Annotated in this window: 29 protein-coding genes and 1 pseudogene; 9 read left to right on the plus strand and 21 right to left on the minus strand. The window is 53.9% G+C overall.

The annotated features are described in order from the left end of the window. Positions 1-107: 107 nt before the first annotated feature. Both WB371_RS00600 and ubiU read right to left on the minus strand, forming a co-directional pair. The gene (locus WB371_RS00600; protein ID WP_420704022.1) at positions 108-986 is read right to left on the minus strand and encodes a U32 family peptidase; all 879 of its coding nucleotides are present in this window, start codon (positions 984-986) and stop codon (positions 108-110) included. Positions 987-994: 8 nt separating this feature from the next. Next, on the minus strand, positions 995-1,990 hold the full coding sequence (gene ubiU / locus WB371_RS00605) for a ubiquinone anaerobic biosynthesis protein UbiU (RefSeq protein WP_336218198.1): 996 nt from the start codon (positions 1,988-1,990) through the stop codon (positions 995-997). Positions 1,991-2,209: 219 nt separating this feature from the next. On the opposite strand from ubiU, the gene ubiT reads away from it, so the two are divergent. Next, positions 2,210-2,734 carry a ubiquinone anaerobic biosynthesis accessory factor UbiT gene (gene ubiT / locus WB371_RS00610; protein WP_336218199.1) on the plus strand — a complete coding sequence of 175 codons (525 nt, stop codon included), beginning with the start codon at positions 2,210-2,212 and terminating at the stop codon, positions 2,732-2,734. After that, entirely contained in the window at positions 2,728-3,231 is a 504-nt protein-coding gene (locus tag WB371_RS00615) for an N-acetyltransferase (protein WP_336218200.1), read from the plus strand. The genes ubiT and WB371_RS00615 overlap by 7 nt, the downstream gene beginning before the upstream one ends. On the opposite strand, the gene WB371_RS00620 is transcribed toward WB371_RS00615, so the two are convergent. After that, complete coding sequence (locus WB371_RS00620) at positions 3,218-3,520, minus strand: GIY-YIG nuclease family protein (protein WP_336218607.1); 303 nt, start codon at positions 3,518-3,520, stop codon at positions 3,218-3,220. The genes WB371_RS00615 and WB371_RS00620 overlap by 14 nt on opposite strands. A gap of 52 nt (positions 3,521-3,572) precedes the next feature. On the opposite strand from WB371_RS00620, the gene WB371_RS00625 reads away from it, so the two are divergent. Then, positions 3,573-4,016, plus strand: coding sequence for a YhbP family protein (locus WB371_RS00625; protein ID WP_336218201.1), 444 nt, complete (start codon positions 3,573-3,575; stop codon positions 4,014-4,016). A gap of 3 nt (positions 4,017-4,019) precedes the next feature. On the opposite strand, the pseudogene WB371_RS00630 reads toward WB371_RS00625, so the two are convergent. Then, positions 4,020-4,141 (minus strand): annotated as a pseudogene (locus tag WB371_RS00630) (protease); the annotation flags it as partial. Positions 4,142-4,269: 128 nt separating this feature from the next. On the opposite strand from WB371_RS00630, the gene WB371_RS00635 reads away from it, so the two are divergent. Together WB371_RS00635 and WB371_RS00640 are read left to right on the plus strand one after the other, a co-directional pair. Further along, complete coding sequence (locus WB371_RS00635; protein WP_336218202.1) at positions 4,270-4,911, plus strand: NAD(P)H-binding protein; 642 nt, start codon at positions 4,270-4,272, stop codon at positions 4,909-4,911. A gap of 69 nt (positions 4,912-4,980) precedes the next feature. After that, positions 4,981-6,018: a permease gene (locus tag WB371_RS00640; protein WP_336218203.1), complete on the plus strand. Its 1,038-nt coding sequence runs from the start codon at positions 4,981-4,983 to the stop codon at positions 6,016-6,018. A 141-nt stretch (positions 6,019-6,159) separates the two neighbouring features. On the opposite strand, the gene dolP is transcribed toward WB371_RS00640, so the two are convergent. The 4 genes from dolP to WB371_RS00660 are packed head-to-tail and all read right to left on the minus strand — an operon-like array spanning position 6,160 to position 9,746. Then, entirely contained in the window at positions 6,160-6,735 is a 576-nt protein-coding gene (gene dolP / locus WB371_RS00645) for a division/outer membrane stress-associated lipid-binding lipoprotein (RefSeq protein ID WP_336218204.1), read from the minus strand. A 9-nt stretch (positions 6,736-6,744) separates the two neighbouring features. Further along, positions 6,745-7,335, minus strand: coding sequence for a DnaA initiator-associating protein DiaA (gene diaA, locus WB371_RS00650; RefSeq protein WP_000893481.1), 591 nt, complete (start codon positions 7,333-7,335; stop codon positions 6,745-6,747). Positions 7,336-7,356: 21 nt separating this feature from the next. Then, positions 7,357-7,752 (minus strand): YraN family protein, encoded by a 396-nt coding sequence (locus WB371_RS00655; RefSeq protein WP_336218205.1) that lies wholly within the window; start codon positions 7,750-7,752, stop codon positions 7,357-7,359. Continuing rightward, positions 7,710-9,746 carry a penicillin-binding protein activator gene (locus tag WB371_RS00660; protein WP_336218206.1) on the minus strand — a complete coding sequence of 679 codons (2,037 nt, stop codon included), beginning with the start codon at positions 9,744-9,746 and terminating at the stop codon, positions 7,710-7,712. The genes WB371_RS00655 and WB371_RS00660 overlap by 43 nt, the downstream gene beginning before the upstream one ends. A gap of 64 nt (positions 9,747-9,810) precedes the next feature. Between WB371_RS00660 and rsmI the strand changes: the two genes are divergently transcribed. Next, positions 9,811-10,674 (plus strand): 16S rRNA (cytidine(1402)-2'-O)-methyltransferase, encoded by an 864-nt coding sequence (rsmI, locus tag WB371_RS00665; RefSeq protein WP_336218207.1) that lies wholly within the window; start codon positions 9,811-9,813, stop codon positions 10,672-10,674. Positions 10,675-10,723: 49 nt separating this feature from the next. On the opposite strand, the gene WB371_RS00670 is transcribed toward rsmI, so the two are convergent. The 12 genes from WB371_RS00670 to kbaZ form a co-directional block, all read right to left on the minus strand. Continuing rightward, entirely contained in the window at positions 10,724-11,443 is a 720-nt protein-coding gene (locus WB371_RS00670) for a galactosamine-6-phosphate isomerase (protein ID WP_336218208.1), read from the minus strand. 52 nt (positions 11,444-11,495) lie between these two features. Then, the gene (gene agaD / locus WB371_RS00675) at positions 11,496-12,287 is read right to left on the minus strand and encodes a PTS galactosamine transporter subunit IID (RefSeq protein ID WP_336218209.1); all 792 of its coding nucleotides are present in this window, start codon (positions 12,285-12,287) and stop codon (positions 11,496-11,498) included. Continuing rightward, complete coding sequence (agaC, locus tag WB371_RS00680) at positions 12,277-13,083, minus strand: PTS galactosamine transporter subunit IIC (protein ID WP_336218210.1); 807 nt, start codon at positions 13,081-13,083, stop codon at positions 12,277-12,279. The genes agaD and agaC overlap by 11 nt, the downstream gene beginning before the upstream one ends. A 54-nt stretch (positions 13,084-13,137) precedes the next feature. After that, the gene (agaB, locus tag WB371_RS00685; protein WP_336218211.1) at positions 13,138-13,614 is read right to left on the minus strand and encodes a PTS galactosamine transporter subunit IIB; all 477 of its coding nucleotides are present in this window, start codon (positions 13,612-13,614) and stop codon (positions 13,138-13,140) included. Positions 13,615-13,812: 198 nt separating this feature from the next. Further along, entirely contained in the window at positions 13,813-14,688 is an 876-nt protein-coding gene (gene kbaY, locus WB371_RS00690; protein ID WP_336218212.1) for a tagatose-bisphosphate aldolase subunit KbaY, read from the minus strand. Positions 14,689-14,700: 12 nt separating this feature from the next. Further along, complete coding sequence (locus WB371_RS00695; protein ID WP_336218213.1) at positions 14,701-15,855, minus strand: SIS domain-containing protein; 1,155 nt, start codon at positions 15,853-15,855, stop codon at positions 14,701-14,703. Between the two features lie 299 nt (positions 15,856-16,154). Further along, positions 16,155-17,288: an N-acetylglucosamine-6-phosphate deacetylase gene (gene nagA, locus WB371_RS00700; protein ID WP_336218214.1), complete on the minus strand. Its 1,134-nt coding sequence runs from the start codon at positions 17,286-17,288 to the stop codon at positions 16,155-16,157. Next, positions 17,285-17,719: a PTS galactosamine/N-acetylgalactosamine transporter subunit IIA gene (gene agaF / locus WB371_RS00705; protein WP_336218215.1), complete on the minus strand. Its 435-nt coding sequence runs from the start codon at positions 17,717-17,719 to the stop codon at positions 17,285-17,287. The genes nagA and agaF overlap by 4 nt, the downstream gene beginning before the upstream one ends. 16 nt (positions 17,720-17,735) lie before the next feature. After that, positions 17,736-18,614 (minus strand): PTS N-acetylgalactosamine transporter subunit IID, encoded by an 879-nt coding sequence (gene agaE / locus WB371_RS00710; RefSeq protein WP_336218216.1) that lies wholly within the window; start codon positions 18,612-18,614, stop codon positions 17,736-17,738. After that, complete coding sequence (gene agaW / locus WB371_RS00715; RefSeq protein WP_336218217.1) at positions 18,604-19,383, minus strand: PTS N-acetylgalactosamine transporter subunit IIC; 780 nt, start codon at positions 19,381-19,383, stop codon at positions 18,604-18,606. Before agaW ends, agaE begins: the two co-directional genes overlap by 11 nt. A gap of 10 nt (positions 19,384-19,393) precedes the next feature. Beyond that, entirely contained in the window at positions 19,394-19,867 is a 474-nt protein-coding gene (gene agaV, locus WB371_RS00720) for a PTS N-acetylgalactosamine transporter subunit IIB (RefSeq protein WP_336218218.1), read from the minus strand. A 19-nt stretch (positions 19,868-19,886) separates the two neighbouring features. Then, entirely contained in the window at positions 19,887-21,164 is a 1,278-nt protein-coding gene (gene kbaZ / locus WB371_RS00725) for a tagatose-bisphosphate aldolase subunit KbaZ (protein ID WP_336218608.1), read from the minus strand. 268 nt (positions 21,165-21,432) lie between these two features. Here kbaZ and WB371_RS00730 point away from each other — a divergent pair, with 268 nt between their 5' ends. Beyond that, positions 21,433-22,242, plus strand: coding sequence for a DeoR family transcriptional regulator (locus WB371_RS00730; RefSeq protein ID WP_336218219.1), 810 nt, complete (start codon positions 21,433-21,435; stop codon positions 22,240-22,242). Between the two features lie 53 nt (positions 22,243-22,295). Here the strand turns inward: WB371_RS00730 and garD are convergent, their stop codons facing one another. Beyond that, on the minus strand, positions 22,296-23,867 hold the full coding sequence (gene garD, locus WB371_RS00735; protein WP_336218220.1) for a galactarate dehydratase: 1,572 nt from the start codon (positions 23,865-23,867) through the stop codon (positions 22,296-22,298). 554 nt (positions 23,868-24,421) lie between these two features. Between garD and garL the strand changes: the two genes are divergently transcribed. Further along, entirely contained in the window at positions 24,422-25,192 is a 771-nt protein-coding gene (gene garL, locus WB371_RS00740) for a 2-dehydro-3-deoxyglucarate aldolase (protein WP_336218221.1), read from the plus strand. A 29-nt stretch (positions 25,193-25,221) separates the two neighbouring features. Beyond that, complete coding sequence (gene garR / locus WB371_RS00745) at positions 25,222-26,112, plus strand: 2-hydroxy-3-oxopropionate reductase (protein ID WP_336218222.1); 891 nt, start codon at positions 25,222-25,224, stop codon at positions 26,110-26,112. The last annotated feature ends 36 nt before the right edge of the window (positions 26,113-26,148 follow it).

A 26,148-nucleotide genomic window follows, 5' to 3' on the forward strand; every position in this document is an offset into this window, starting at 1 on the left:
CAAAGTGAGCTTTATAAGGTGAGACGAAGAGAAATGCCTGATGGCGCTTCGCTTATCAGGCCTACGACAGGCCGGATAAGGCATCATGCCGCTATCCGGCGAGGTTATCAGGGCTGTAACTCAAGACCTGCCAGACGTTTCCAGTAACCGTTACAGTCACTGTGCGCGGCGAGCGGCAACGGAGCGTGTCCCGTTTCGTTTGCGCGGAAGGCGTCGAGCATGTCGAATGTCTCAGTTCCCAACGGTGACAGACGCACGATATCCACCAGCCCCTGCATTGACGTCAGTTCGTTGCCCAGATTGTAGATATAGCCGCTCATGGTCTGTATACCATTGAGAACGAACACCTGCTGATTTTCCTGGGATAGCACGTCACGGCCGTTCGGGTATTTGATGCAGCAGGTTTCGCATTCATCTTTCGGCCGGTCTTCCGAGCGGGCGGTAAAGCAGCGGGCGGAATAAGCCAGCGGCAGATACCCGTAGCTCAGGACTTCCACTTCAAACTGCTGGCGAATGCCCAGCTCATCGCACTGGTTGAGAAGATTGACTAGCCAGTCGCGGGAAAGTTCAACCGGCATACACCAGCGCACCATGCCCTGTTTAAGCAACAGTCGCAGCGTTACGGCGTTGTAGCAGTTCAGGGCGTGTCCGGCAACAAACGGCAGTTTGCGGTCGGCGCACATGTTCACCACGCCGAGATCGCTGGCTTCCAGCAAAAAGTCGCCATTTTCCACGTAACGTTTGAGTTCACTCAGCTCGGAGGATGCCTGGACCAGCGCCAGCGTCGAAAGCACGACCTGCTTACCGCTGGTGGCAAGCCCTTTCGCCATATCCAGCCAGTCGCCGACTTTGGTAGCCCGACGCTTGCTGCACACCGCTTCGCCAAGATAGATAACATCCGCGCTGCTGCTGGCGGCCTGCTGGTAAAACGCTTCAAGCGTCTCTTTCGGCCAGTAGTAGAGCACCGGTCCTAAGGAATATTTCATTGCTTCTCTCACTGCCATTTACGGTGATACGCGCCAAGCGTTGTCTGGGTGCCTTCGGACATCGCGCCGAGCGTCTCCATCCAGGCTGCCTGCGGCGCATAGTTTTGCGGATCGGCAATGCAGCGGTCGATTGCCTGACGCCACACTTTCGCCACCTGGCTGACATAGGCCGGGCTGCGCTGACGGCCTTCGATTTTCACCGAGGCAATATTCGCCGCCAGCAGTTCCGGCAGCAGTTCCAGCGTATTGAGACTGGTGGGTTCTTCCAGCGCGTGATAACGCTCGCCGTCAACCAGATAGCGACCTTTGCACAACGTCGGATAACCGGCGTTTTCCCCGTCCTGATAACGATCGATCAGTACTTCATTGAGCCGTGATTCCAGCCCCTGCGGGGTTTGCTGCCAGCGCACAAAGCGGGCAGGCGAACAGGCGCCAACGGTGTTGGGTGATTCGCCGGTCAGGTATGAAGAGAGGTAGCAGCGGCCTTCCGCCATGATGCACAGGCTTCCGAAAGCAAAAACCTCCAGGGGGACTGGCGTTACGCGAGCCAGTTGTTTTACCTGGTGGATCGAGAGCACACGCGGCAGAACGACGCGGGCGACATCAAAATTGCGGTGATAAAACTGGATCGCTTCTTCATTGGTGGCCGATGCCTGCACAGAGACATGACGCTCAATGTGCGGATAACGGCTCGCGGCATACTCAAGCATGGCGAGATCGGCGAGAATCAGCGCATCTGCACCCAGTTGCGCCGCCATATCCACCGCACGCTGCCAGCGGGCATAACCATCCGGATGCGCAAAAGTGTTAATGGCGATGTGCAATTTGCGGCGGTGTTGATGGACAAAACTCACCGCTTCCTGCAATTTCTTCTCGGTAAAATTAAGGCCGGCGAAGTGGCGGGCGTTGGTGTCATCTTTAAGCCCGATATAAACGGCATCAGCGCCGTTCTCAATGGCCGCCTTAAGCGCCGGGAGGTTTCCGGCAGGGCAGAGCAGCTCCATAACTTATCCTGAAGATTGCGCCGCCTGGGACGCATATTGTTAACGAACAGGGATTTTAGTTAACCTTGCTGCGACAATTTTTGATTTAAGGCAGTTAAAGTCGTATTGGTAACACCAATAAAGAGGTAACGATTTCACATCGAATTGTTGATTTACGCCGCTATGTCGTTTATCTGATATGGCAGAATAACAGGACAACTGAAACAGGGAGTAAAGCTCGTGTTAGATAAACTGCGTTCACGCTTAGTACATTTTGGTCCGTCTCTGTTGAGTGTGCCGGTTAAGCTGACGCCCTTTGCGTTGCAGCGCCAGGTTCTGGAACAGGTCCTGAGCTGGCAATTTCGTCAGGCGCTGGCAGATGGGGAGCTGGAGTTTCTCGACGGCCGTTGGCTAAGCATTACGGTTCGTGATATCGGCCTGAGATGGTATACCTCGGTAGAGAACGACAAACTGATTGTCAGCCAGAATGCACAGGCCGACGTGAGTTTCAGTGCTGACGCCAGCGATCTGTTGATGATCGCGGCGCGTAAACAGGATCCGGATACTCTCTTTTTCCAGCGTCGCCTGGTGATTGAAGGGGATACCGAGCTAGGGTTGTATGTAAAAAACCTGATGGATGCCATTGAACTGGAGCAGATGCCAAAAGCGTTGCGCGTCATGCTGCTGCAACTGGCTGATTTTGTTGAGGCGGGCATGAAACCCTTGCCAGAAACCAAACAGACATCGGTAGGTGAACCATGCTGATTCGAGTAGAAATTCCCATTGACGCGCCCGGCATTGATGCCCTGTTGCGTCGCTCATTCGAAAGCGATGCGGAAGCAAAACTGGTTCACGATTTGCGTGAAGATGGTTTTCTGACGCTCGGTCTGGTCGCCACCGACGATGAAGGTCAGGTGGTGGGATATGTGGCATTCAGCCCCGTTGACGTGCAGGGTGAAGATCTGCAATGGGTCGGCATGGCGCCACTGGCGGTTGATGAAAACTATCGTGGACAAGGACTGGCGCGCCAGTTGGTCTATGAAGGACTGGATTCGCTGAATGAATTTGGTTATGCCGCAGTGGTCACGCTGGGCGATCCGGCGCTTTACAGCCGTTTCGGCTTTGAACTGGCCGCCCATTACGATCTGCATTGCCGCTGGCCGGGAACCGAAAGCGCCTTTCAGGTACATCGTTTAGCCGATGATGCCTTAAACGGCGTGACCGGACTGGTTGAATATCACGATCACTTTAATCGCTTTTAAGCGCCGGGGTTTGCAGATCGTTCAGCAAGGCTGCAAACCCTTCGCCTTCAGCGACAAGCCGCTCTTTCTGGCGCTTGGTGAGCTTTTTGACCCGGTATTCAGCCCGAAGCGCCAGTGAGCGATCGCCCACCGGGGCGGAAAACGCCAGCGTCAATTCCCCCTTTCCCCGCAGCGCTTTTGCGCCTTTGCCCGATTGATGCTGCTGATAGCGGCGCGCCACATCAGTGGTGATCCCGGTGTAAAGGGCATTGTCGGCAGTACGAATCAGATAAAGATACCAGGGTGTCATCATGACCTTCGGCGTGTTACGTTTCTGGCATCCAGTATAAAAGAGAACCGAGATGGAAACACTCACCGCTATCAGTCGTTGGCTGGCGAAACAACATGTTGTCACCTGGTGCGTGCATCGCGACGGGGAATTATGGTGCGCGAATGCGTTTTATATTTATGACGCACAAAAGGTCGTTTTTTATGTGCTGACGGAGGAAAAAACGCGTCATGCGCAAATGTCAGGCCCGCGAGCACTGGTTGCCGGGACGGTCAACGGCCAGCCGAAGACGGTGGCGCTGATTCGCGGCGTGCAGTTTACTGGTGAAATTCGTCAACTGGCGGGGGAAGAAAGTGACGCAGCCCGACAGGCCTATCAACGCCGATTTGCGGTCGCCAGGGCGCTGTCAGCGCCGGTGTGGGAGATTCGGTTAGACGAAATCAAATTCACTGACAACACGCTGGGCTTCGGAAAAAAACGACACTGGTTACGTCACTCAGGCACTGAGAATGTGTAGCCTCTCGCGAGTAAACGTGACGAAACGATCGTCGCCGCGCAGATAATCCGGTGAGTGGCCGCCGGTGAGGTGAATTCTGAATCTTCAAACTCGTCAGTGATTAATACGGCTACCTTTTTACTCATGATTCCTCCGCTGTACTGGCTTTGGATGAGGCAATTTCCCGATGATCAAGGATAATTACTCTGTGAACGAATAAGCCTGGTCGATGAGGCTGAGAGCGCAAGGCGGACAATTCTGTAGAGGAGCGAGAATGAGTCAGGTACTGATTACCGGGGCAACGGGATTGGTTGGAGGACATCTGTTGAGAATGTTGCTCAATGAACCGAAGATCCATTCGATTGCCGCCCCCACGCGGCGTCCACTGGCGGATATGCCCGGCGTCTACAATCCCCACGATCCGCAACTGACCGATGCGCTGGCGCAGGTTACCGATCCTGTTGATATCGTTTTCTGCTGTCTGGGAACAACCCGACGTGAAGCGGGCAGCAAAGAGGCATTTATCCACGCGGATTACACGCTGGTGGTGGACACCGCGTTGACCGGTCGTCGTCTTGGCGCGCAGCATATGCTGGTGGTGAGCGCTATGGGAGCCAACGCCCGTTCGCCCTTTTTCTACAACCGCGTAAAAGGGGAAATGGAAGACGCGTTGATTGCCCAGCACTGGCCAAAACTGACGATCGTACGTCCGTCGATGCTGCTCGGCGATCGGGCAAAACACCGGATGAATGAAACGTTGTTCGCGCCGCTGTTTCGGCTGCTGCCGGGAAACTGGAAGTCAATTGATGCGCGGGATGTGGCGCAAGCGATGCTGGCAGAAGCGCTGGCACCTGAGCATGACGGGGTGACTATCCTGACTTCGTCTCAGTTGCGGGAGAAAGCGGCGTCAATCTAGCATTTCCAAACATTTCCCAAAGGCGTAGTATGCCCCGGCAAAATACTCTAACACTCCCTGGGGAATGCTATGGCTGGTCAGTCTTCGTCTCAGGCGGCAACACCGTTTCAATGGTGGAAACCCGCGCTTTTCTTTCTCGTCGTTATCGTCGGTCTTTGGTATGTAAAATGGCAGCCGTATTACGGTAAAGCCTTTACGGCCGCAGAAACACACAGTATCGGCAAGTCCATTCTGGCGCAGGCAGATGCGAACCCCTGGCGGGCGGCCTGGGAGTACACGATGGTCTATTTTCTGGCGGTCTGGAAGGCGGCGGTACTGGGCGTTATTCTGGGTTCATTGATTCAGGTGCTGCTCCCGCGCGACTGGTTACTGCGCACGCTCGGACAGTCGCGTTTTCGCGGCACGCTGTTTGGAACGCTCTTTTCATTGCCCGGCATGATGTGTACCTGTTGCGCCGCGCCTGTGGCTGCCGGGATGCGCCGCCAGCAGGTCTCGATGGGCGGTGCGCTGGCATTCTGGATGGGGAATCCTCTGCTAAACCCGGCAACGCTGGTATTTATGGGATTTGTCCTCGGCTGGCATTTCGCGGCAATTCGTCTGGTGGCGGGGCTGGCGATGGTGCTGGTGGTGGCGACGCTGGTGCAAAAATGGGTGAAAGAGTCGCCGCAAACGGAAGTGCCTGTCGATATCGCCCAACCGGAGGCTGAGGGCGGTTTCTTTGTTCGCTGGGGCAAGGCGTTGTGGGCGCTGTTCTGGAGTACCATTCCGGTCTACATTCTGGCGGTAGTGGTGCTGGGGGCCGCGCGCGTCTGGTTGTTCCCGCATGCTGACGGGGCGATAGATAACAGTCTGCTGTGGGTGGTTGCGCTGGCGGTAGCGGGCTGCCTGTTTGTGATCCCGACGGCGGCAGAAATCCCGATTGTGCAAACGATGATGCTGGCAGGTATGGGCACCGCGCCTGCGTTGGCGTTGCTGATGACGTTGCCTGCCGTCAGTTTGCCGTCATTGATTATGCTGCGCAAAGCATTCCCGGCAAAAGCGCTATGGTTGACCGGTGCGCTGGTGGCGGTTTCGGGTGTGATTGTGGGAAGTGTTGCGTTGATATAAAACAGGAATGCCGGGGCGCTTCGCTTGCCCGGCCTGTGGAGGTACGTTCTGTGGAATGCCGGGGGCGCTTCGCTTGCCCGGCCTAAGGTTATATATTCTGTAGGCCGGATAAGGCGTTTACGCCGTCATCCGGCACACAACTTACTTGATAAACGTAAACGCGGTGGTTACGCGTTTCACGCCGCTGACCCGGCTGGCGATATCCGACGCTGCTTTCGCTTCGCGTTCAGTCACCAGACCCAGCAGGAATACCTCACCGTTCTCGGTAGTCACCTTCACATTTGACGATTTCACCTGGTCGCTGGTCAGCAACTGAGAGCGCACTTTGGTAGTGATCCAGGTATCGGTGGAGGCGGTGCCCAGGCCAATCGGCTGGCCCTGACGAATTTCGTTATAGACCTCTGTCGTTCCGTCCACGCCCATTGCTATCTGTTTCGCCCGCGAGGAGAGTTCACTGTTCGGTGACTGACCGACCAGCAACACCTTACCCTGATAAGCCGTCACGTTAATTCGCGCTTCTTTCTTGATTTGCGCATCTTTCGACAGCGCGCTGTTGACACGCAATTCCAGGGTTCCATCATCCACCTGGGTGCCTACGCTACGTGGGTCTGTCGCTGCTTTGGTACCAACGGCAGCGGTACCGACAACGGCGGCGGCCACGCAACCTTGTAAAAGCAGTGCAGAAATAAGGACTGCGATTGGCGATAAAGCCTTCATGTGTACTCCTTAATCATCCTGGTGAGGGAAAAGCGTATTATCGATCAGGTCGCACAGACAGTTTACCGTCAGCATATGCATCTCCTGAATGCGCGCGCTGTGGTGCGAAGGGATGCGGATCTCAACATCCTGTGGCCCTAACAATCCAGCCAGTTCTCCCCCGTCGTACCCGGTTAATGCCACAATCGTCATGTCCCGTGTAACGGCAGCTTCCACGGCCTTGACAATATCGCGACTGTTGCCGCGCGTCGAAATGGCCAGTAAGACATCGCCCGCATGGCCCAGCGCCCGAACCTGTTTTGCATAAACTTCGTCATGCAGACGATCGTTAGCAATCGCCGTTAAGACCACATTATCCGTATTTAGTGCAATCGCCGGTAAACTAGGACGTTCGGTTTCAAAACGGTTGATCATACTGGCAGCAAAATGCTGTGCGTTGGCTGCGGATGTCCCATTACCACAACAGAGAATTTTGTTGCCATTAAGCAGTGAGTGAACCAGCGTCATGGCGGCGCGGGAGATAGCATCCGGAAGGGCTTCTGCCGCTGCAATTTGTGTCTGAATGCTTTCGGTAAAGCAGACCTTAATTCTTTCTAACACGCTAATCCTTAAGAGCTTCAATTATGAGCAGTCAGTGAACGCATTCCTCAACCACTCAACATCATTTCCGGTGAAGGCTAACACATCGAACCGGCAATCCACAGTATCAAAACTCCCATTGTGGCGCGCGAGCCACAAGTGGGCAGCCTGTAATAATTTGCGTTGCTTGCTGTGCGTCACACTGGCAGCGGCACCGCCGAACGCAGCAGAGCGTCGGAAGCGGACCTCGATAAAGACGGTCGTTTTACCCTCACGCATGATTAAATCAATCTCACCGCCACGTTCACGCACGTTAGCGGCGATAAAATGCAGTCCCTTGCTCTCCAGAAACCGGCGCGCGATGGTTTCCCATGCGTCACCGGCCTGTTTGCTCGTTAACTCGCGGGGACGACCTGCCCTTGCTGATACTGGAGCCATGATAACTTCCTGTTAATCACACAATCCTGACTGGCGGTCAATGCGCCGGTGTTGCCATTGATTTCGAAGCCATTAACCTGACGCATCTGGGAGAAGTGGTTCGCCAGCGACCATGCATCAACCCCCATCGCATACATGCGCGCCAGCGAATAGTCATTACGCACCGCGCCGAGCGCCTGCTGCATCAGAGATGGGTTTGCGCCTGCCAGCATTGGGATTTCACTGTACTGTAAGCCTTCCATTTCCAGGCGGAAATCCGGGCCTGCTATGCCCTGGGCGCTACGGGAACTGGCGTACAAAGTCGCACCGCTCTGGCTGCCGTTGCGCATGGCAATCATCGGTTTAATGAAGGCGATTTCATTCGGTGTTGCCAGAATATACACGGCATCCACACGACCGCCATTCCCGCTAATTTGTGCGTCCGTTGGCGGAGCCGGGATAGTTAAATTGCCAATTGTGACGCCAGGTTGAGACGACGTGCTTGCCGCCACCGGGCTACCGGTTAGTGCAATGCCGGAGCCACCATTGACGCCCATGCGCAGCTCTGCGGTCGAGCCAAATTTCTGCTGCAATACCGTACCGCCGCCCAGTTTCTGCCACTCTTCAGCAAAGGCATTAGCAACGCGATCGCCAAGCGTGCTGCGCGGGATCAGCAACAGCGGCGACTGTTTGCCCTGCTCATGGATGTGGCGCGCGGCATCGCGGGCTTCATCTTCCGGTGAGAGGGCGAAATAACAGATGTTCGCTCGATTCTGCACAGATTCCGGCTGGTTTAGCGCCAGCACGTTCAGCGGGGTGTTGCTCTTGACCAGTTCATCAACGTTATTTTTCAGCAGCGGGCCAACCACAATGCTCGCGCCGTCCTGCTGAACCTGCTTCAGGATCTGATCGAGCGGCTGGGCGCTGGTGTCATAAATTTTCAGCTCTGCGGAGGGATTTGCCGCCACACTTGTCGTTGCGGGTTGTGCGGAGGCTGACTGCGGCGCGCTGACGGGGGCAGTCTGTTCTCCCTCAGTTAAATCACTCACAGCAGCCTGAGACGGGTTGGCGACGCCATCGGTTGTCTGTGGTTGAGGCGTGTCGACCGTGGCTGGCTGTGCGGCAGGTTGTGCAGCAACAGGCTGGGTGCCGAGATTTTTGGCGGCTTCAAAGCCCTGTTGAATTGTCCGGCCAAACACCGCGGCCTGACCATTGAGTGGCAATAACAGGGCAATTTTGCTGGCCGACGCCGGTTTAAAGCTCTGTACGTTGGTCAGTTGGGATGGCAGCATTTTTGCGCCAGGGTTTTGCGGATAGCGTTTTTGCCAGTCGGCAATGCCCGCTTTCATCATGTCCGGATCGTTCCGGTTGTCAAACCAGACGCGTTGCAAATCCAGCCAGCCCTGCAAGACGTTTTCGTCGGCATTGATCACCAGCGCCTTAGCCGCTTCCGGCGTCATTGACGACAGGGCTTGCCAGGTGGCGTCGATATTGGCTTGTTTCTCTTTCGCCTCAAGCAGCGGTTCCTGAGCGATCAGGGCGCGAAGCAGGGCCAGAGAAGGACGACCTTGCTCAGCGGTGATGCCCATTTGCCAGAAGCGGATTTGCTGGTTTTTATCCAGCGCGGCGACGTCAATATTGCCCAACTCAATGAGTGCGCCTGCATAATCCTGCTGAGCGATTTTTATTTCCGCTGACAGCAACGCCTGTTCCCGGCGTTGTGTGTCATTCAGATCCTGCGGAAGCTGATTAAACAGTTCAACAGCCTGCTGATTTTTGCCTTCTTTCAGCAGTGCACGAATGGCGAGTAATTGCCAGTTGGTCTTGCTATCATTTGCGCTTTGCTGCATCTGCTGCAAATAGAAGCCGGAATCCGCCTGCGCGCTACCCTGCATATGAGCAGTGCTCTGATCGGGGGCCTGGGTGCGGGTGCCACAGCCGGCGAAAATCAGGGCTGCCAGAACAACAGGCAGACAGCGCGCGGCGTTTAAACGAGAGAATGTTAAGGGTACCATACTGTATCCAGTGATATTTTTTATACGCAATGCTCAATATTAAATCGGCAATACGGACGACACAATGAAACAACACGAATCGGCGGAGAATTCTCACGGCCAGCTCTTTATTGTACCTACTCCTATCGGGAATTTGGCTGATATTACCCAACGTGCGCTCGAAGTGTTACAAACTGTTGATTTAATTGCCGCTGAAGACACCCGTCACACCGGCTTGCTGTTGCAGCACTTTGCTATCAATGCCCGATTATTCGCCCTGCATGACCATAACGAGCAACAAAAAGCGGAAACGCTGGTGGCGAAGCTGAAAGAAGGGCAAAACATTGCGCTGGTCTCTGATGCCGGAACTCCGCTGATTAACGATCCGGGTTATCACCTGGTGCGTACCTGTCGGGAAAACGGCATCCGCGTGGTGCCGCTGCCAGGTCCTTGTGCGGCGATTGCGGCATTAAGTGCGGCGGGGTTGCCTTCCGATCGCTTCTGCTATGAAGGTTTCCTCCCGGCTAAATCAAAAGGCCGTCGCGATGCGCTGAAAGCCATCGAAGCCGAACCGCGCACGCTGATCTTTTATGAGTCCACGCATCGTCTATTGGACAGCCTGGAGGATATGGTTGCGGTGTGGGGGGAGTCCCGCTACGTGGTGCTGGCGCGTGAGCTGACCAAAACCTGGGAGACCATTCACGGTGCGCCGGTCGGTGAACTGCTGGCGTGGGTGAAAGAGGATGAAAACCGTCGTAAAGGCGAGATGGTGCTGATTATTGAAGGCCACAAGGCGCAGGAAGATGAACTCCCTGCCGATGCCCTGCGCACCCTTGCGCTGTTACAGGCCGAGTTGCCGTTGAAGAAAGCGGCGGCGCTGGCGGCGGAAATTCACGGCGTGAAGAAGAACGCCCTGTACAAATATGCGCTGGAGCAGCAGGGAGAGTAAATTCAGCAGACACGCTGCAAAGTGGCAGCGTGTCAGTTGAGATGAGTTGTTACCGATCAGAATAACGCGAGCCATCCAGTAAGCATGTCGTATTGTCATGCAGCCATAAAAACGAGGCCGGAATCGTCGTCGTGACGGTTGCGGTGAGATACTTTTCGACAGCAGCGTTTTTTCCTTCTCCGGCAATCAGCAGCAAAATTTCTTTTGCGTTCAATATATCTTTCAGGCCCAGAGTAATACCGTGCGTCACGGGACGACCGGCTGTTTTCAGCATATCATGGTGACGCGTTTGCTCATCGAGATGGCTAATATGGCACAGCGGCTCCAGCGCTGTTCCCGGCTCATTAAGCCCCAGATGACCATTTTTACCCAGGCCCAGAACACATAAATCGAGGCCGCCCCGACTGGCAATCAACTCCGTCACACGTTCGCACTCTTTTTCATCAATGTGTTCTGACTGAAAACCGATCAACTGTTCCGCTCGCAGGCCGAGCGGTTGCATGATGTGTTGCTGCAGAAATGCTTCGCAGGTTCCTGGCGTATGTAATGGGATCCCCACCCACTCATCCAGCTTCACAAAGCTCACATGCCGGAGATCAACACTACGTTGTTGTACTTTCTCAACAAAAAAGCGGTAGGTGAGTTCCGGTGTTGCGCCCGTCGCAAGGCAGATAGTTGCGTCAGGCTTGTTTTCTATGATGCGAATCAGATGTTCGCTGGCACGATCGCTGAGTGCGTCATAGTGGTCGCAGTAGTGTATGTATTGCATTTTTCCGTCGTCCTTTTGGCACGGGGGCAAAGGTGCATTACCCCCGTTCGGTTTACAAAATGCCCAATGCGGAAGAGATAATAGAAAGCACGAAGGTCACGCCAATGAGCAGGACCGGGTGGGCTTTTTTCACTCGCAGCAGGTAGTACATCAACAGCGTGTATCCCATCGGCAAAATGTTCGGGAAAACCTTATCAAAGAAGTCTTTTTGCAGCGCCACGCTATGGGTACTGTCGATGGCAAAAGAGGTCACGACATTGATATGTACATAGGAGGCGATCAGACCACCGATGACCGTGATCCCGAGGATCGTCGCGGAACGGGCGATCATCTGTGAGTTTTCCCTTACCTTATCAATCGCTTTGACCCCGACCGAATAGCCGACGTGCGTCCAGCCGACACGCAGGAAAAAGATCATCAGATAAACGGCAAAAAACAGGACTGGCCCCAGTAAGTTTCCCTGGCTGGCAAAAGAGGAGCAGATACCCGCCATAATGGGTAACAGCGTGAACCAAAAAATGGCGTCGCCGATCCCGGCGATAGGGCCAAACAACGCTACTTTCAGACCTTTAATGGTGTCGCGGTTTTCACCTTTTTCTTCCATGGAGATCAACAACCCCATCAGAAAACCGACCAGGTTCGGGTGAGTATTGATGAACTCCAGATGATCTTTCATCGCCGCGCTCAGGCCAGGCTTATCATCCTTATAGATTTTTTTCAGAACCGGCAGCATCGCCCAGGTGAAGCCGCCCGCCTGCATCCTTTCATAGTTAAAGCTCGCCTGTAAAAGGGAGGAACGAAAACCCAGACGGGTAATGTCTTTTTTACTGATTTCAGATCCCATTGCTGTAATCCTCTTCATCATCATTTTTATGGGCGACAGGTTGGGGCTGTGCCTGTTGTTTCGCTTTGGCATTGAAGAATTCATATACTGCGAAGCCTGCACCCAACACGGCGACCGGGAGAAGGTTGTTGACCTGGATGTAGCAAACAAAGAGGAAACCGGCGATCAGATAAGGAATGTATTGCGCTTTGAACATCACCCGCAGTAGCAAACCAAAACCCACGGCAGGCAAAATGCCCCCTGCGACTTCGAAGCCATGCGTGAGCCAGGCGGGCATCGCTTTCACTAACGCTTGCATGGCACCCTGCGCCAGATAAGTACAGAGAAAGGCGATAATGGCGTAAGAACAGGCGACAATCAGCGTTGTCAGCCAGTTCAGACGGGCAAAAGCGCGGGTATTTGCCTCTTTTGCGTAGCCATCGGCCCTGGACATAAACAGTGAAAAGGCGGAATAGAAGAACAGGATGACGTATTGCATCAGCAGGCTGAACGGCAAGCCGAGGCCGATGGCGGTTTTGGCATCCACACCGGTAGACCAGGCAATAACCGTGGTCATCAGTCCCGCCATGATGGGGTTGGGCGGCTGCACGCCTCCCGCCGGAGTCAGACCGGCAAAGGCCAGTTCAGTCAAACCGCCTGTAATCAAACCGATATGAATATCACCCAGGATGGCGCCGGTGAGCGTACAAACAATAATGGGGCGGAATAAAAACAGAGCTTCCAGCCAAAAATCGATTCCCAGAAAAAAGACTAATGCCGCCAGGGATATTCCCTGCAGGAGCGTTATTTCATGCATTTTTAGCACCTCAAATCAATAAATCCCTTTACGATGAAAATGTTGACCTGCTATTCACGCCGGGATCGATTCTTTTTGATCGCCAGGGACATCCTGAATAAAGAGGTTCACGCCGTGTTCTTTAATGAAATGCAGATCTTCAAGATCCTGTGCGTCAACATACACCTTGCTGCTGATCTGTTTTTTACCTTCAGAGAAATGCATATTGCCGACGTTTACATCGTTGAGTGTAATGCCGCCCTCAAGTAACTTTCTGACGGTGTGCGGGGTACGGCAAATCAGGAATATTTTCTGGTGTGGCGCAGCTTTACCAATGACGTTGATGGTTTTTTCTATGGAAAAGAATCGGATACCAAAGCCGTAGGTTTCCGCGGTAATGCCCATTAATTTCTGTTGAATCTCATCCTGAGCGACATCATCATCCACAACGACTAGCAGATTGGCGCCGATTGTCGATGTCCAGGTGACACCTACCTGACCATGTACTAATCGGTTATCAATACGGGTTAATAAGATATTAGGACTGCCCATACGTAAATCCTCACCATAAAATAATTGAATGACTGAAATGATTGAAATATATTATTCTTACCGCATCGCATTCATATAATTCATAACGTTATTCAGCGTAATGTAATCGATTTATCCTCCTCTGCTATCGGGTAAGAAAGCGCTACCTGATATTTATTAGATAACGCTTTGGATTAATGATACTGAATGCCGATCTGTTTACTTTAAGTCGCGATCGGCCAAGAGTTTGTTGGCCGAACCGCAAACAGTGATTTTGCTTCTTACTACCTCTTTCATTGCATCCATGCCGACACGCATGTAATAACGTGGATCGTTGCCCTGAGGATTGTCAGCAAACCAGGCTTTCACGGCATCAGCGAAAGCAATTTTCAGCTCTGTCGCGACATTCACCTTACACACGCCCAGTTCAATGGTGCGGCGGACGTATTCATCAGGCACATCGCTTGCGCCATGCAGCACCAGTGGAACATCCACCACTTCGCGGATTTCAGCCAGACGCTGGAAGTCAATTTTCGGTTTTTTGGTGTAAAGCCCATGAGCGGTGCCAATGGCGACCGCGAGGCTGTCCACGCCGGTCAATGCGACAAAGCGTTTCGCTTCCTGTGGGTCGGTGAGGAAAGCACTTTCTGCATCCACGCTCATGTCATCTTCAACGCCACCAAGACGGCCCAACTCCGCTTCAACGCTGCAATCGCGCGCGTGACAAAAATCGACGACCGATTTCACCAGCTTCACGTTCTCGTCAAAGGGAAAGTGGCTGCCGTCGATCATGGCGCTGCGGACACCCGCGTTCACCTTGTGGCGAATGTCGTCCAGCGACTCGTGATGATCGAGATGCAGCGCCAGCGGCATGCCGTAGCTTGTGGAATAAGCCGTACACAGTGCGTACAACTCTTCCAGCGCAATATGTTTAAACGTGCCCGGCGTTCCGGCGAGGATCACCGGTGATTGCATTTCGCTACACACTTCGAGGATCGCCTGAATCGTCTCGGCATTATGAATATTAAAGGCCGGAACGGCATAACCATTTGTCTGGGCATCCAGCAGGAGATACTTCGTGGAAATAATGCTCATGATGGGTTCCTCTTATGCCTGCCAGGGGTGAATGACGACGCCCTGCACCACGCGGTTAACGGTGCCACTGGCGGAAGGGTTATCCGGCGTATTCCCGACGGCAATAGACTGCGTAAGGGCAAAAACCTGGGCGTACATCAGGTAGCAGAAAGCCAGTTCGGTATCGAGGAAATGACGCGCTGGCGGCAGCAGAATATGCGGGCCCGCTTCAATCAGTGCATCGCTTTCAGCCGCAACAGCGACGACGCGCATTGCCTGACCATCGCGACGCAGTTCCGCCAGCAGATCGAGATCGTACTGTCGCGTGTAAGGATGGCTGGAGATACACACGACGATCAGCGTTTCGTTATCCACCAGTGATTTCGGTCCATGACGAAAACCGGTCGGGGAGTCGTAAAACGCCGCCATTTTACCGGCCGTTAACTCCAGTACTTTCAACGCCGATTCCCGCGCTGCGCCCTGCAAACCGCCACTGCCGAGATAAACGATCCGCTTCCAGTCGCCATTGCCAAACACGCCCTGGCTGAAATCACCGAGTGACGTGATGATGGCCTGACAACGGTCAGCGACATCCCGAAAGCTCTGGCTGTTAAAGCGATCCGGGGCAAAAACGGCCAGGCAACTGGCCATCATGGTGGTAATACTGCTGGTCATCGCAAAGCCGCGATCGTGTGTTTCTGATGGCATCAGCAGGGCAAAGGCGTTATCGCTCGCCGCGGCGTTCTGGTACAGACTCCCTGCTTCATTGCAGGTGATGGAAAGGTGATAACACTCGGGAACGAACTGGTTTGCCAGTTCGACGGCGGCAACGCTCTCCGGGCTGTTGCCGGAACGGGCGAAAGAGACCAGCAGTAGCGGATGCGCCGGGTTCAGATAGTCCATCGGATTGGTAACCAGATCGGTCGTCGGTACCGCGCTGATATTTTTCCCGGTGTGATGGGACAGCCAGGGCGAAATAATCTCACCAATAAACGCCGATGTTCCCGCCCCGGTCAGGACGATCCGCAGATCGTTTTTACGCAGTAATGGCGCGAGAAAGTTATCGAGCGCGCTTCTGAGCATGTCGATATTTCTCAGCGAGCGGATCCAACTGCCTGGTTGCTGGCGGATCTCTTCTTCTGTCCAGGTTCCGGTTGTTGACGCTGCGGTGGTATAGGTTTCTGACATAACGTAAGTCCTTAGTCTTGTGAATTCCACATCAGACGCTGGCAAAATGTCGCTATCTTTCGTTTCGTTTCACTTGTTCACATGATCGCTTGATCAAAATCTATAGGAAAGACATCGAAACTTCAATTGTATAAAATGAAATAAAACGAAAATTGTGATCGGTTATTCATGCCTGGCATTTATCTTATTGATATGTAATGCTTCGCAAGAAACAGCATGGCATAAGGGTTTTCTGAATCGAAAGGAAAAGAAAGACCTTCGGTGTATCACCGAAGGCCGAAAGTGATAAGATGACAGAGTCAAAGGGGGAGGGGTTGACCCTGAATCCAGATCCGCTGGAGATGTAGTCCACTGTCGAGCGCGATCATACTGGCGCGTTTACCGACCTTTAACGAGCCGAGTTGATGATCAATACCCAGCAAACGAGCGGGGTGGAGCGAGGCCATGTGGATCGCGTCCTCGGGCGCCGTCCCCGTAAGTTCAACCATATTACGCACTGCAGCATCTACGGTTAGCGTACTACCTGCCAGTCCACCAGATGCAGTTCTGACGATCCCACCTTGCATTTCAACCTTTTCACCACACAACGAGTAGCTTCCGTCTGGCATTCCGGCGGCCTGCATGGCGTCGGTGATCAGCACCAGTCTCTCTTTTGCACAGCAGCAACAGAGTTTCATTGCGGCGGGATGGACGTGATGACCGTCAGCGATAAGCTCCAGCCAGGCTCGCGGATCGGTGAGTCCTGCCCCGACCATTCCGGGTTCCCGGTGATGCAACCCGGTCATGCCGTTGTAGCAATGCACTAATCCGTCTGCGCCCGCGTCAAAGGCAGCGCGAGTTTGCACCCAGGTCGCCGCGCTATGTCCCAGCATCACCCGTACGTCCTGTTGCCTTAGGTGATGAATGGCCTGCAATGCGCCGGTTTTTTCCGGTGCCAGTGCGACCACGCGAAGCGTATGGCGGGAAAGGGCAATTAACTCATCCAGTTCAGCAATCTCCAGTTCCCGGAACAGTTCCGGAGGGTGAGCGCCTTTGTTCTGCGGCGTGAAGTATGGTCCCTCAAGATAGCTTCCCAGCACCTGCGCACCTGGACCACCCGCATGACAGCGTTGCGCGATACGTTCCAGCGTGCGTTTAATCGCCTCCAGCGGTGCAGTGACGGTGGTAGGAAGCCAACTGGCGACGCCTTCACGTGCTTTATGCATCGCCAGTTTATCGAGGGCATCCGGCACGTCGTCCATCACATCGACCCCCGCGCCGCCGTGGACGTGGATGTCAATATAGGCCGGACACAATAACTCTGCGTCGCGCACGCTTACCCCTGCAGGAATGGGGTCGATTGCGGTGATAGCACCGTTTTCAACACATAACTGGTGATCGTCCAGCCAGCCCTGTTCCGTGAGCAGTCGTCTGGCACGCAGAATTTGTGTCATATCCCTTCCTCAATGGGATGCTCTTCGCGACAGCGCCCCAGCTCATCGACCAGGCTGGTCAGGCCGCGATGCCCGCATTCCAGCGCCTGCACACGAAACGCTTCACTGCTGAGTCCTTCGCGTTCAAGCGCCATCTCCAGCAGGAGTTGCAGGTTGGTGCCGGTGATCACTTCACGGCCGGGTTTCAGCATTGCCAGCGTTGACGCCACACGAAACGGCGTCCCACCGAGCAGATCGGTCAGAAAAACGATATCGTCTTCACCGTCCAGTTGTTCAACCGCCTGCTCAAGCTGCGTGGTAAGCAGTGCGGTGGTGGAGGTTTCCGGAAAGTCGATGGCGATAAACTGCGGCTGCTCGCCGAGGATCTGTTTCATCGCTTTTTCCATGCCGCTGGCAAACCCGCCATGCCCCGTCAAAATAATACCTAACATCAAAGACCTCTTTGCTTTACAGGAAGTGACAGAATTTGCCGACAACGCCCAGTACCACGGTGATACCGATGAGGCGTAACGGACTCCAGCCGCGGCGTACTAACCAGAACATCGTCAGGGTATAGACCAGCGGTAAAAACGCGGGCATCAGTTTATCGATAACATCAGCCTGCAACTTCACTACCGCGTCCCCTGCCTTGATTTCGAGCGTGGTGCTAAGGCGGACATAGGTTGCCACCAGCGCGCCAATGACCGTCATCCCGACGATAGACGCCGCATGGCCCACTTTTTTGGTGTTGGCCTTGATAAGTGGAATGGCGGCGACCCCCATACGATAAGCATAGTGTGCGAGGCCAAAACGCAGACCCAGATGGACCACGTTAAACAGCACAATAAACACCACTGCGCCCAGTATGGAACCCTGTAAGGCCAGACTGGCCCCAATGCCGCCGCAAATCGGCAGCAATGTCAGCCAGAACATCGCATCGCCAATGCCGCCAAGCGGCGCGCCGACGGCAATTTTTGTGCTCTGAATACTGTTGACGTCCTGCTTTGAACGCTCCATCGCCAGAATAATGCCGATGACAAACGTTACCAGGAAAGGATGGGTGTTGAAGAAACCCATGTGGCCTTTCATGGCGCGCGCCAGGTCACGTTTGTTGGTGTGGATTTTTTTCAGCGCCGGCAACAGTCCGTACAACCAGCCGGAAGCCTGCATACGTTCGTAGTTAAAGGATGCCTGCAAAAGCATGGAGCGCCAGGCCACACGGTTAATGTCTTTTTTGGTCAGCTCTGCACCTATGCTCTGGTCTTCATAGATGTTCTCATTTACGCCGGAAAGCAGCGTATCTTCACTGTCGGAAGTGGTCGGCAGAGTATGTTGATTAGATGCCATCTTCGAATTCCTCTTTCTGTGCCGCAGGTTGAGTCGGTTCCGGGGATTTACGCAACAGGTCAATCAGTGCCATCGCCAGCGCCGCAGCAGCAATAGCCAGTACCGGCAGCTTGAGCCAGGCCGCGCCAACAAAGCCGATAATGAAGTAGGGGATATAGACATTTTTCATCATGATTTTCAGCAGTACGGCAAAGCCGATGGCTGGCATGATGCCGCCCGCCACGCCGAGACCGTCAATCAGACGCTCCGGCAGCACATCGATGGCCGCTTTCGCGTGCTCTGCACCGAAGTAAATCGGCAGGAACGCACACAGAAAATAGAAGATCCCCAGTGCCAGTAACGCCAGGTAGTTGACCCGTTCAATGCCTGCGGTGTCAGCATTTGCCGCCATGCGATCGCAGCGGGACATCACGCCGGACATGACAGAGAACAGGAAAGTAATTCCCATTTGTACTGCTACAGCGAACGGCACGGCGACACCCACGGCGACATCAGGCTTCACGCCTGTGGTAATCGCAAAGGTTGTTCCTACAATAGTGCCGATAATCACGTTAGGCGGCTGTGCGCCAGCCAGCGGCGCCAGTCCCATCCACACCAGTTCCAGCGTACCGCCTGTTAAAATACCGGTATGCAGATCGCCCAGAATCAGGCCGACCAGCGGCCCGAGCACCACGGGGCGGTGCATGTGTGTTAATCCGTTGAACATATCCAGGCCAGCAATGAAGGCGAGGATACCTAATGCAAAAGCCTGTAACAGACTAATTTCCATGGTGAAGGCCTCAGATGAGTTTAAAGAGATCCTGCGCAGGTTCCGTTGGAACGCCCTGAACAAAGCATTCCACCCCGGCGGCTTTCAGGCCGTTAAACGCGGTGATATCGGCCGCATCGACTGAAACCGTTTTGGCGATCTGCTGTTTGCCATTGGCGTAATGCATGTTTCCTACGTTGATTCGCGTGACCGGGACGCCACCTTCAACCAGCCTGAGGAAATCGGCGGGTGATTTGCAGACCAGCAAAATTTTCTGTCGGTCAGCGGCGCGATGAATGTTGTCGATCACTTTTTGCAGGGACCAAAAACGCACGGCAATTCCTTCTGCCAGAACCATTTCCATCAGGTTCTGTTGTACGGTGTCTTCCGCCACTTCATCGTTGGCGACCAGCACCAGATTGGCTCCGGCAAACCCGACCCACTGCACGCCGACCTGACCATGAATGAGCCTTTCGTCGATACGGCTAAGTACAATATTTGGCATTGCGTTTTCCTCTTTGTTGTTATCCGTTATGGGATGTAACGCCCTGACAGGCGGCGTGGTACTGCTGCAGTATGTCCTGAATATGGCTGATGATGAGTTCCCGTGGCGTGGCACTGAGATCTCCCTCGCGCACTTTTACGTACTGCAATGGTAAGTACTGACTGATAAGCGGTAACGGAATCGGGTCATCGGCCAGATTGCGCACCAGCCTTTCGAATGCCTCGTCAATCTGGCTGTCCGGCCAGTAGTAACGAACACGGTCGGAATAGCTGTATCCTCGCGCCAGACGACGGGTGTTACCGTCACCGTGGTAGTGGCTCTGCCAGTATTCCGGGCGGTCGAGCATTACGCTTTCCAGCACATGACGCAGATCGGAACAGGCTTTCGCCGGGAGTAACTCTTCTTCAATGGCGGCCAGCGAAAACAGCGCTTCACGCAGCGCGAAGGTCAGCGCCGGGCCAACTTTCAGAATGGCGAAATGATCTTTCACTAACTGGCGCAGCGATTGCGGCGTTTGGTAATCCGTGGAGTGTGCTTCAAAAACCAGCGTGTCATACGCTTCCACCATCTTGCTCAACGCGACAGCTTTCTGCGGCTGGTAATCGATGATGTGGGTATGGTCGAATTCAACGCCAGGCTGGACAACCAGGGCGATGATGCGGGGCCAGATGGCGGCTAACCCCTGTTTTTCAAAGGCGTGTCGATGAGCTTCGAGCGTGGCACGAGCCGCGTCGGGCGTGGTCACTGCCAGCGCCGTTAATGTTTCATGCGCGCCACCCGGAACCGGTACTTCGGTGCCAATCACGTAGACCAGATCTGACTCACCAAAATGGGCTATGCAGGTCTCTTCGGCGATTTTCGCCAGACGTGCGGCGCGTTCTGCGACGATGGCATCTGTTAAAGGAATCGGATCGCCCTGACAGGACATGCTGCAATCCAGGTGAATCTTTTTAAACCCTGCCGTGACATAGCTTCTGATCAGTTCGTCGGCATTGGCCATGGCGGGTTCTGCGGGAAGGTTTTGCCAGCGGTTGGGGCCGAGGTGATCACCACCAAGAATCAACTGATCTTGTGGAAAACCGAGTGATTCGGCCATGTGACAGACAAAGCGGCGGAAATCGGCCGGGGTCATCCCCGTGTAGCCACCAAACTGATCCACCTGATTCGAGGTCGCCTCAATCAGTAGCGGCGAGTGGCTTGCCTGCGCATAGCGTAGTGCGGCTTCCAGTACCAGTGGATGTGCGGAACAAACGGCATAAATCCCGTTCGCCTTCCCGTGTTTATGTTGCTCCACCATTTCAGTCAGATGTTTCACTTTCCTCTCCAGGTCAGATAATCGTGACTTGTGCCTTTCGTTTTGTTTCGCTTGATACTGCATCATGGTCTTATGAAAATAAAACGAAAGATAATGGTTTTCCGATCTGTTTCACAAAAGAAACATAATGAAAGCATTCAGCAAGTGGTTTTGACCGTCAGCTTGGCTTTTTTCGACTTGCATTCCGGTAATAGAAAGGCGTTAATAGGCAAAACGAAATGAAACGAAAGAATTAGCCAAAGGATTTCTTATGAGCAACACCGACTCTTCTGGAGAGAAACGGGTGACAGGCACCAGTGAAAGGCGTGAGCAGATCATCCAGCGGTTGCGACAGCAGGGAAGCGTACAGGTAAATGATCTTTCAGGATTGTTTGGCGTTTCCACGGTAACGATCCGCAACGATCTGGCCTTTCTGGAAAAGCAAGGGATTGCCGTTCGGGCCTATGGCGGCGCATTGATATGTGACAGCACAACGCCCGGCGTGGAGCCCTCCGTCGAAGATAAAAGCTCACTGAACACGGGAGTGAAACGCAATATCGCCCGGGCGGCGGCGGAGTTGATCAAGCCCGGGCATCGGGTGATTCTGGACTCCGGCACCACGACGTATGAGATTGCGCGAATGATGCGACAGCATACAGACGTGATTGCGATGACCAATGGTATGAACGTTGCAAATGCGTTACTCGAAGCCGAGGGGGTGGAATTGCTGATGACTGGCGGTCATCTGCGCCGCCAGTCGCAGTCCTTTTATGGCGATCAGGCCGAGCAATCGTTGCAGAATTACCACTTCGACATGCTGTTTCTTGGCGTTGACGCCATTGATCTGGAACGTGGCGTGAGTACCCATAATGAGGACGAAGCACGACTGAATCGCCGGATGTGTGAAGTAGCGGATCGGATTATCGTGGTCACTGATTCCAGCAAATTCAACCGCTCAAGTCTGCATAAAATCATTGATACCCAGCACATTGATATGATTATTGTCGACGAAAACATTCTGCCGGAAAGTCTGGAAGGGCTACGTAAGAGCGGTGTTGAAGTGGTTCTCGTGCGTGTGTAACGCTATTTTCTGAAAGGGCCGGATAAGCGGATGTTTATCCGGCCTTTTTACTATCAGGTCACCGGCGCAGGGTTGAACACCGCCAACTGGTTGTGCAGCCCCCATTGGTCGGAGAAGGTTTTCTTGCGGCCGCTGGCGACATCGAGAATAAACGCGAACAGCTTCTGGCCGACCTCCTCAATGGTCTCTTCACCTGTCGCGATGGTGCCGGCGTTGATATCCATTAAATCGTACCAGCGGTTTGCCAGTTCGGTACGCGTCGCCATCTTGATCACCGGAACAGCCATCAGGCCATATGGCGTTCCGCGCCCGGTGGTGAACACCTGAACGGTGATCCCGGAAGCGACCTGTTGCGTACCACACACGAAATCGCTCGCTGGCGTTGCGGCGTAAATCAGGCCACGTTTCGTCGGGCGCTGGCCCGGGGAGAGCACTTCGACGATCGCGCTTTTCCCGGATTTGGCAATCGATCCCAGCGCTTTTTCGACGACGTTCGCCAGACCGCCTTTTTTGTTTCCCGGGGACGGGTTGGCGCTCCGGTCGGTTTTACCCATATCAAGATAGTTATCGTACCAGGCCATCTCTTCCAGCAGGCGTTTGCCCACCTCTTTATTAATGGCTCGCGGCGTTAACAGGTGGATCGCATCACGGACTTCGGTCACTTCGGAGAACATCACCGTTGCGCCGCAGCGCACCAGCAGGTCCGACGCGTAACCAACCGCCGGGTTTGCTGTGACGCCAGAAAACGCGTCGCTACCGCCGCACTGCATCCCGACGACCAGTTCAGAGGCCGGGCAGGTTTCACGCTGGCGAAGGTTTAGTTTTGCCAGATGGCGCTCGGCAACCTGCAAAATATCCTCCACCATAGAGCGGAAACCCACATGTTTTTCATCCTGAAGACTGATAATACTGGCGCTGTCTGGCGGAATACTTTGCACATCATCAGTGCCTTCCAGCAGGCGTTCTGGCTGCAGTTTTTCGCAACCCAAGCCAATGACCATCACTTCGCCACCGAAGTTAGGATTCAGTGAGATGTTATGAATGGTACGGATTGGCACAACCGCAGCCGGAGCGTTAATTGCCACGCCGCAGCCATACAGGTGATTAAGGCCAACCACACCATCAACGTGCGGATACTTTGGCAGCAGATCGCGCTCAATGATTTTCACGACATAATCGACCACGCCTGCCACGCAGTGTACGCTGGTGGTAATACCAAGCAGGTTTTTGGTACCGACGCTGCCATCGGCGTTACGGTAACCTTCAAAGGTGTAGCCTTCCAGCGGCGGCAGAGGTTCCGGTACTTTGGTCGCCAGAGGGAGCGTTTGTAACGGCGGCGCTTTCGGCAGTTCGACCATCGACTCATCAATCCAGCTTCCGCGCGCAATGTCGCGCACGGCGTAGCCGATCACTTCGCCATAACGCACGATTTCGCCGTGAAGTGGAATATCCACCAGCGCAACTTTGTGGCCTTGCGGAATATGCTCAATCAGTTCCAGTCCATCCGGAAAACGCGTCCCGGCTTTCAAGCCATTGTCATTAACAATTATCGCCACGTTATCTGTGTCGTGGACCTTTATATAGAATGCGCTCGGCGATTCTTGTCTGATGTCGATATTGCCCATTGTCCAGTATTCTCCTGCCGGGATGGTGTGAATATATTAAGCTTCGACGAATCGTATTATTTAAATAATGATTCCCTGCGGTGAAATAAGAATGTCAGGAGTTTAAAACTAAGAATGTGATCAAGATCTCTCGTCATGGTGAATGGCCCACCAGCAGGGGATCTAAAGCGTAAATCTGTGCATTAGCGCCCAGCGTTGTATGCACATGCTCAAAATAATATTCAAATTAATTATTTTTAATGAGCATTTGCACAATGCCTAATGAAGGCTATCTGATTATACTGAGTCACGAGATACGCAAGCCTTTATATTAATGAGCGGATGTTAATAAATAACAAAATAGCTGTTTGCGATCCTGAATGAAATATATTGTTTTCTGAATACGGATGAAGAATAGATAAAGGAAAGCAACCCTGTTATTGAATGCAGTTGTTGACGTTTATTGTTATGACCACTCACGACGCAGACCGGACAATGTGCAGCAACGGAAATGCGGTGACAGTAAACGTTGGGAACGGCTGAAAAATTAACGGTTAAGAGACAAGGTAAAAGTAATGAATAACGACATCTTCCCGAACAAATTCAAGGCGGCGCTGGCTGCGCATCAGGTCCAGATTGGCTGCTGGTCCGCTTTGGCAAGCCCTATAAGCACTGAAGTCTTAGGACTGGCAGGTTTCGACTGGCTGGTGCTGGATGGTGAACACGCGCCCAACGATGTCTCCACCTTTATTCCGCAGTTGATGGCGCTGAAAGGCAGCGCCAGCGCGCCGGTGGTACGCGTACCAACCAATGAGCCGGTGATTATCAAGCGTCTGCTGGATATTGGTTTTTACAACTTCCTTATCCCGTTTGTTGAAACGGAAGAAGAGGCAGTGAACGCTGTCGCGTCAACGCGATATCCACCTGAAGGGATCCGGGGAGTATCTGTCTCGCATCGCGCCAACATGTTTGGCACCGTGCCGGACTATTTCGCCCAGTCCAACAAGAACATCACCATTCTGGTTCAGATCGAGAGCCAGCAGGGGGTCGATAACGTCGACGCCATTGCCGCGACGGAGGGGGTAGACGGCATTTTCGTCGGCCCGAGCGATCTGGCGGCGGCATTAGGTCACCTTGGAAACGCCTCTCATCCTGAGGTTCAGAAAGCCATTCAGCACATTTTTGCCCGCGCGAAAGCCCATGGCAAACCGTGCGGCATTCTTGCCCCTGTCGACGCCGATGCGCGTCGTTATCTGGAATGGGGCGCAACGTTTGTTGCGGTTGGCAGCGATCTGGGCGTGTTCCGTTCCGCCACACAGAAACTGGCCGATTCCTTTAAGAAATAACCACCACCGAAACAAGAGAGATAATGGATATGACGATGAAAGTTGGTTTTATTGGCCTGGGGATCATGGGTAAACCAATGAGTAAAAACCTCCTTAAGGCAGGTTACTCGTTGGTGGTTTCTGACCGTAACCCTGACGCGATCGCTGAAATTATTGCGGCAGGCGCAGAAACCGCCTCAACCCCAAAAGCGATTGCCGAACAGTGCGATGTGATTATCACTATGTTGCCGAACTCGCCGCACGTGAAAGACGTGGCCCTGGGCGAAGGCGGCATTATTGAAGGGGCGAAGCCGGGCACTGTGCTGATTGACATGAGCTCCATTGCGCCGCTGGCGAGCCGTGAGATCAGCGACGCGCTGAAAGCCAGGGGCATCGATATGTTGGACGCGCCTGTCAGCGGCGGTGAGCCGAAAGCGATCGACGGTACGCTGTCGGTGATGGTGGGCGGTGAAAAAGCGATTTTCGATAAGTATTACGATTTGCTGAAAGCGATGGCCGGTTCTGTCGTGCATACCGGTGACATCGGCGCGGGTAACGTCACTAAGCTGGCAAACCAGGTGATTGTAGCGTTGAACATTGCGGCGATGTCGGAAGCATTGACCCTGGCAACCAAAGCGGGCGTCAACCCGGATCTGGTTTACCAGGCTATTCGCGGCGGTCTGGCGGGAAGCACTGTACTGGATGCGAAAGCGCCGATGGTGATGGATCGTAATTTCAAGCCGGGTTTCCGTATCGACCTGCATATTAAAGATCTGGCGAACGCGCTGGATACGTCTCACGGTGTTGGCGCGCAGCTCCCCCTGACTGCGGCGGTCATGGAGATGATGCAGGCGCTGCGTGCGGATGGTCTGGGAACGGCCGATCACAGCGCACTGGCGTGCTACTACGAAAAACTGGCGAAAGTGGAAGTCACTCGCTAATGACGTTGTGCCCGGATGGCGCGTTGCGATCCGGGC

This window comes from Citrobacter amalonaticus, from assembly GCF_037053465.1.
GTDB lineage: Bacteria > Pseudomonadota > Gammaproteobacteria > Enterobacterales > Enterobacteriaceae > Citrobacter_A > Citrobacter_A amalonaticus_H.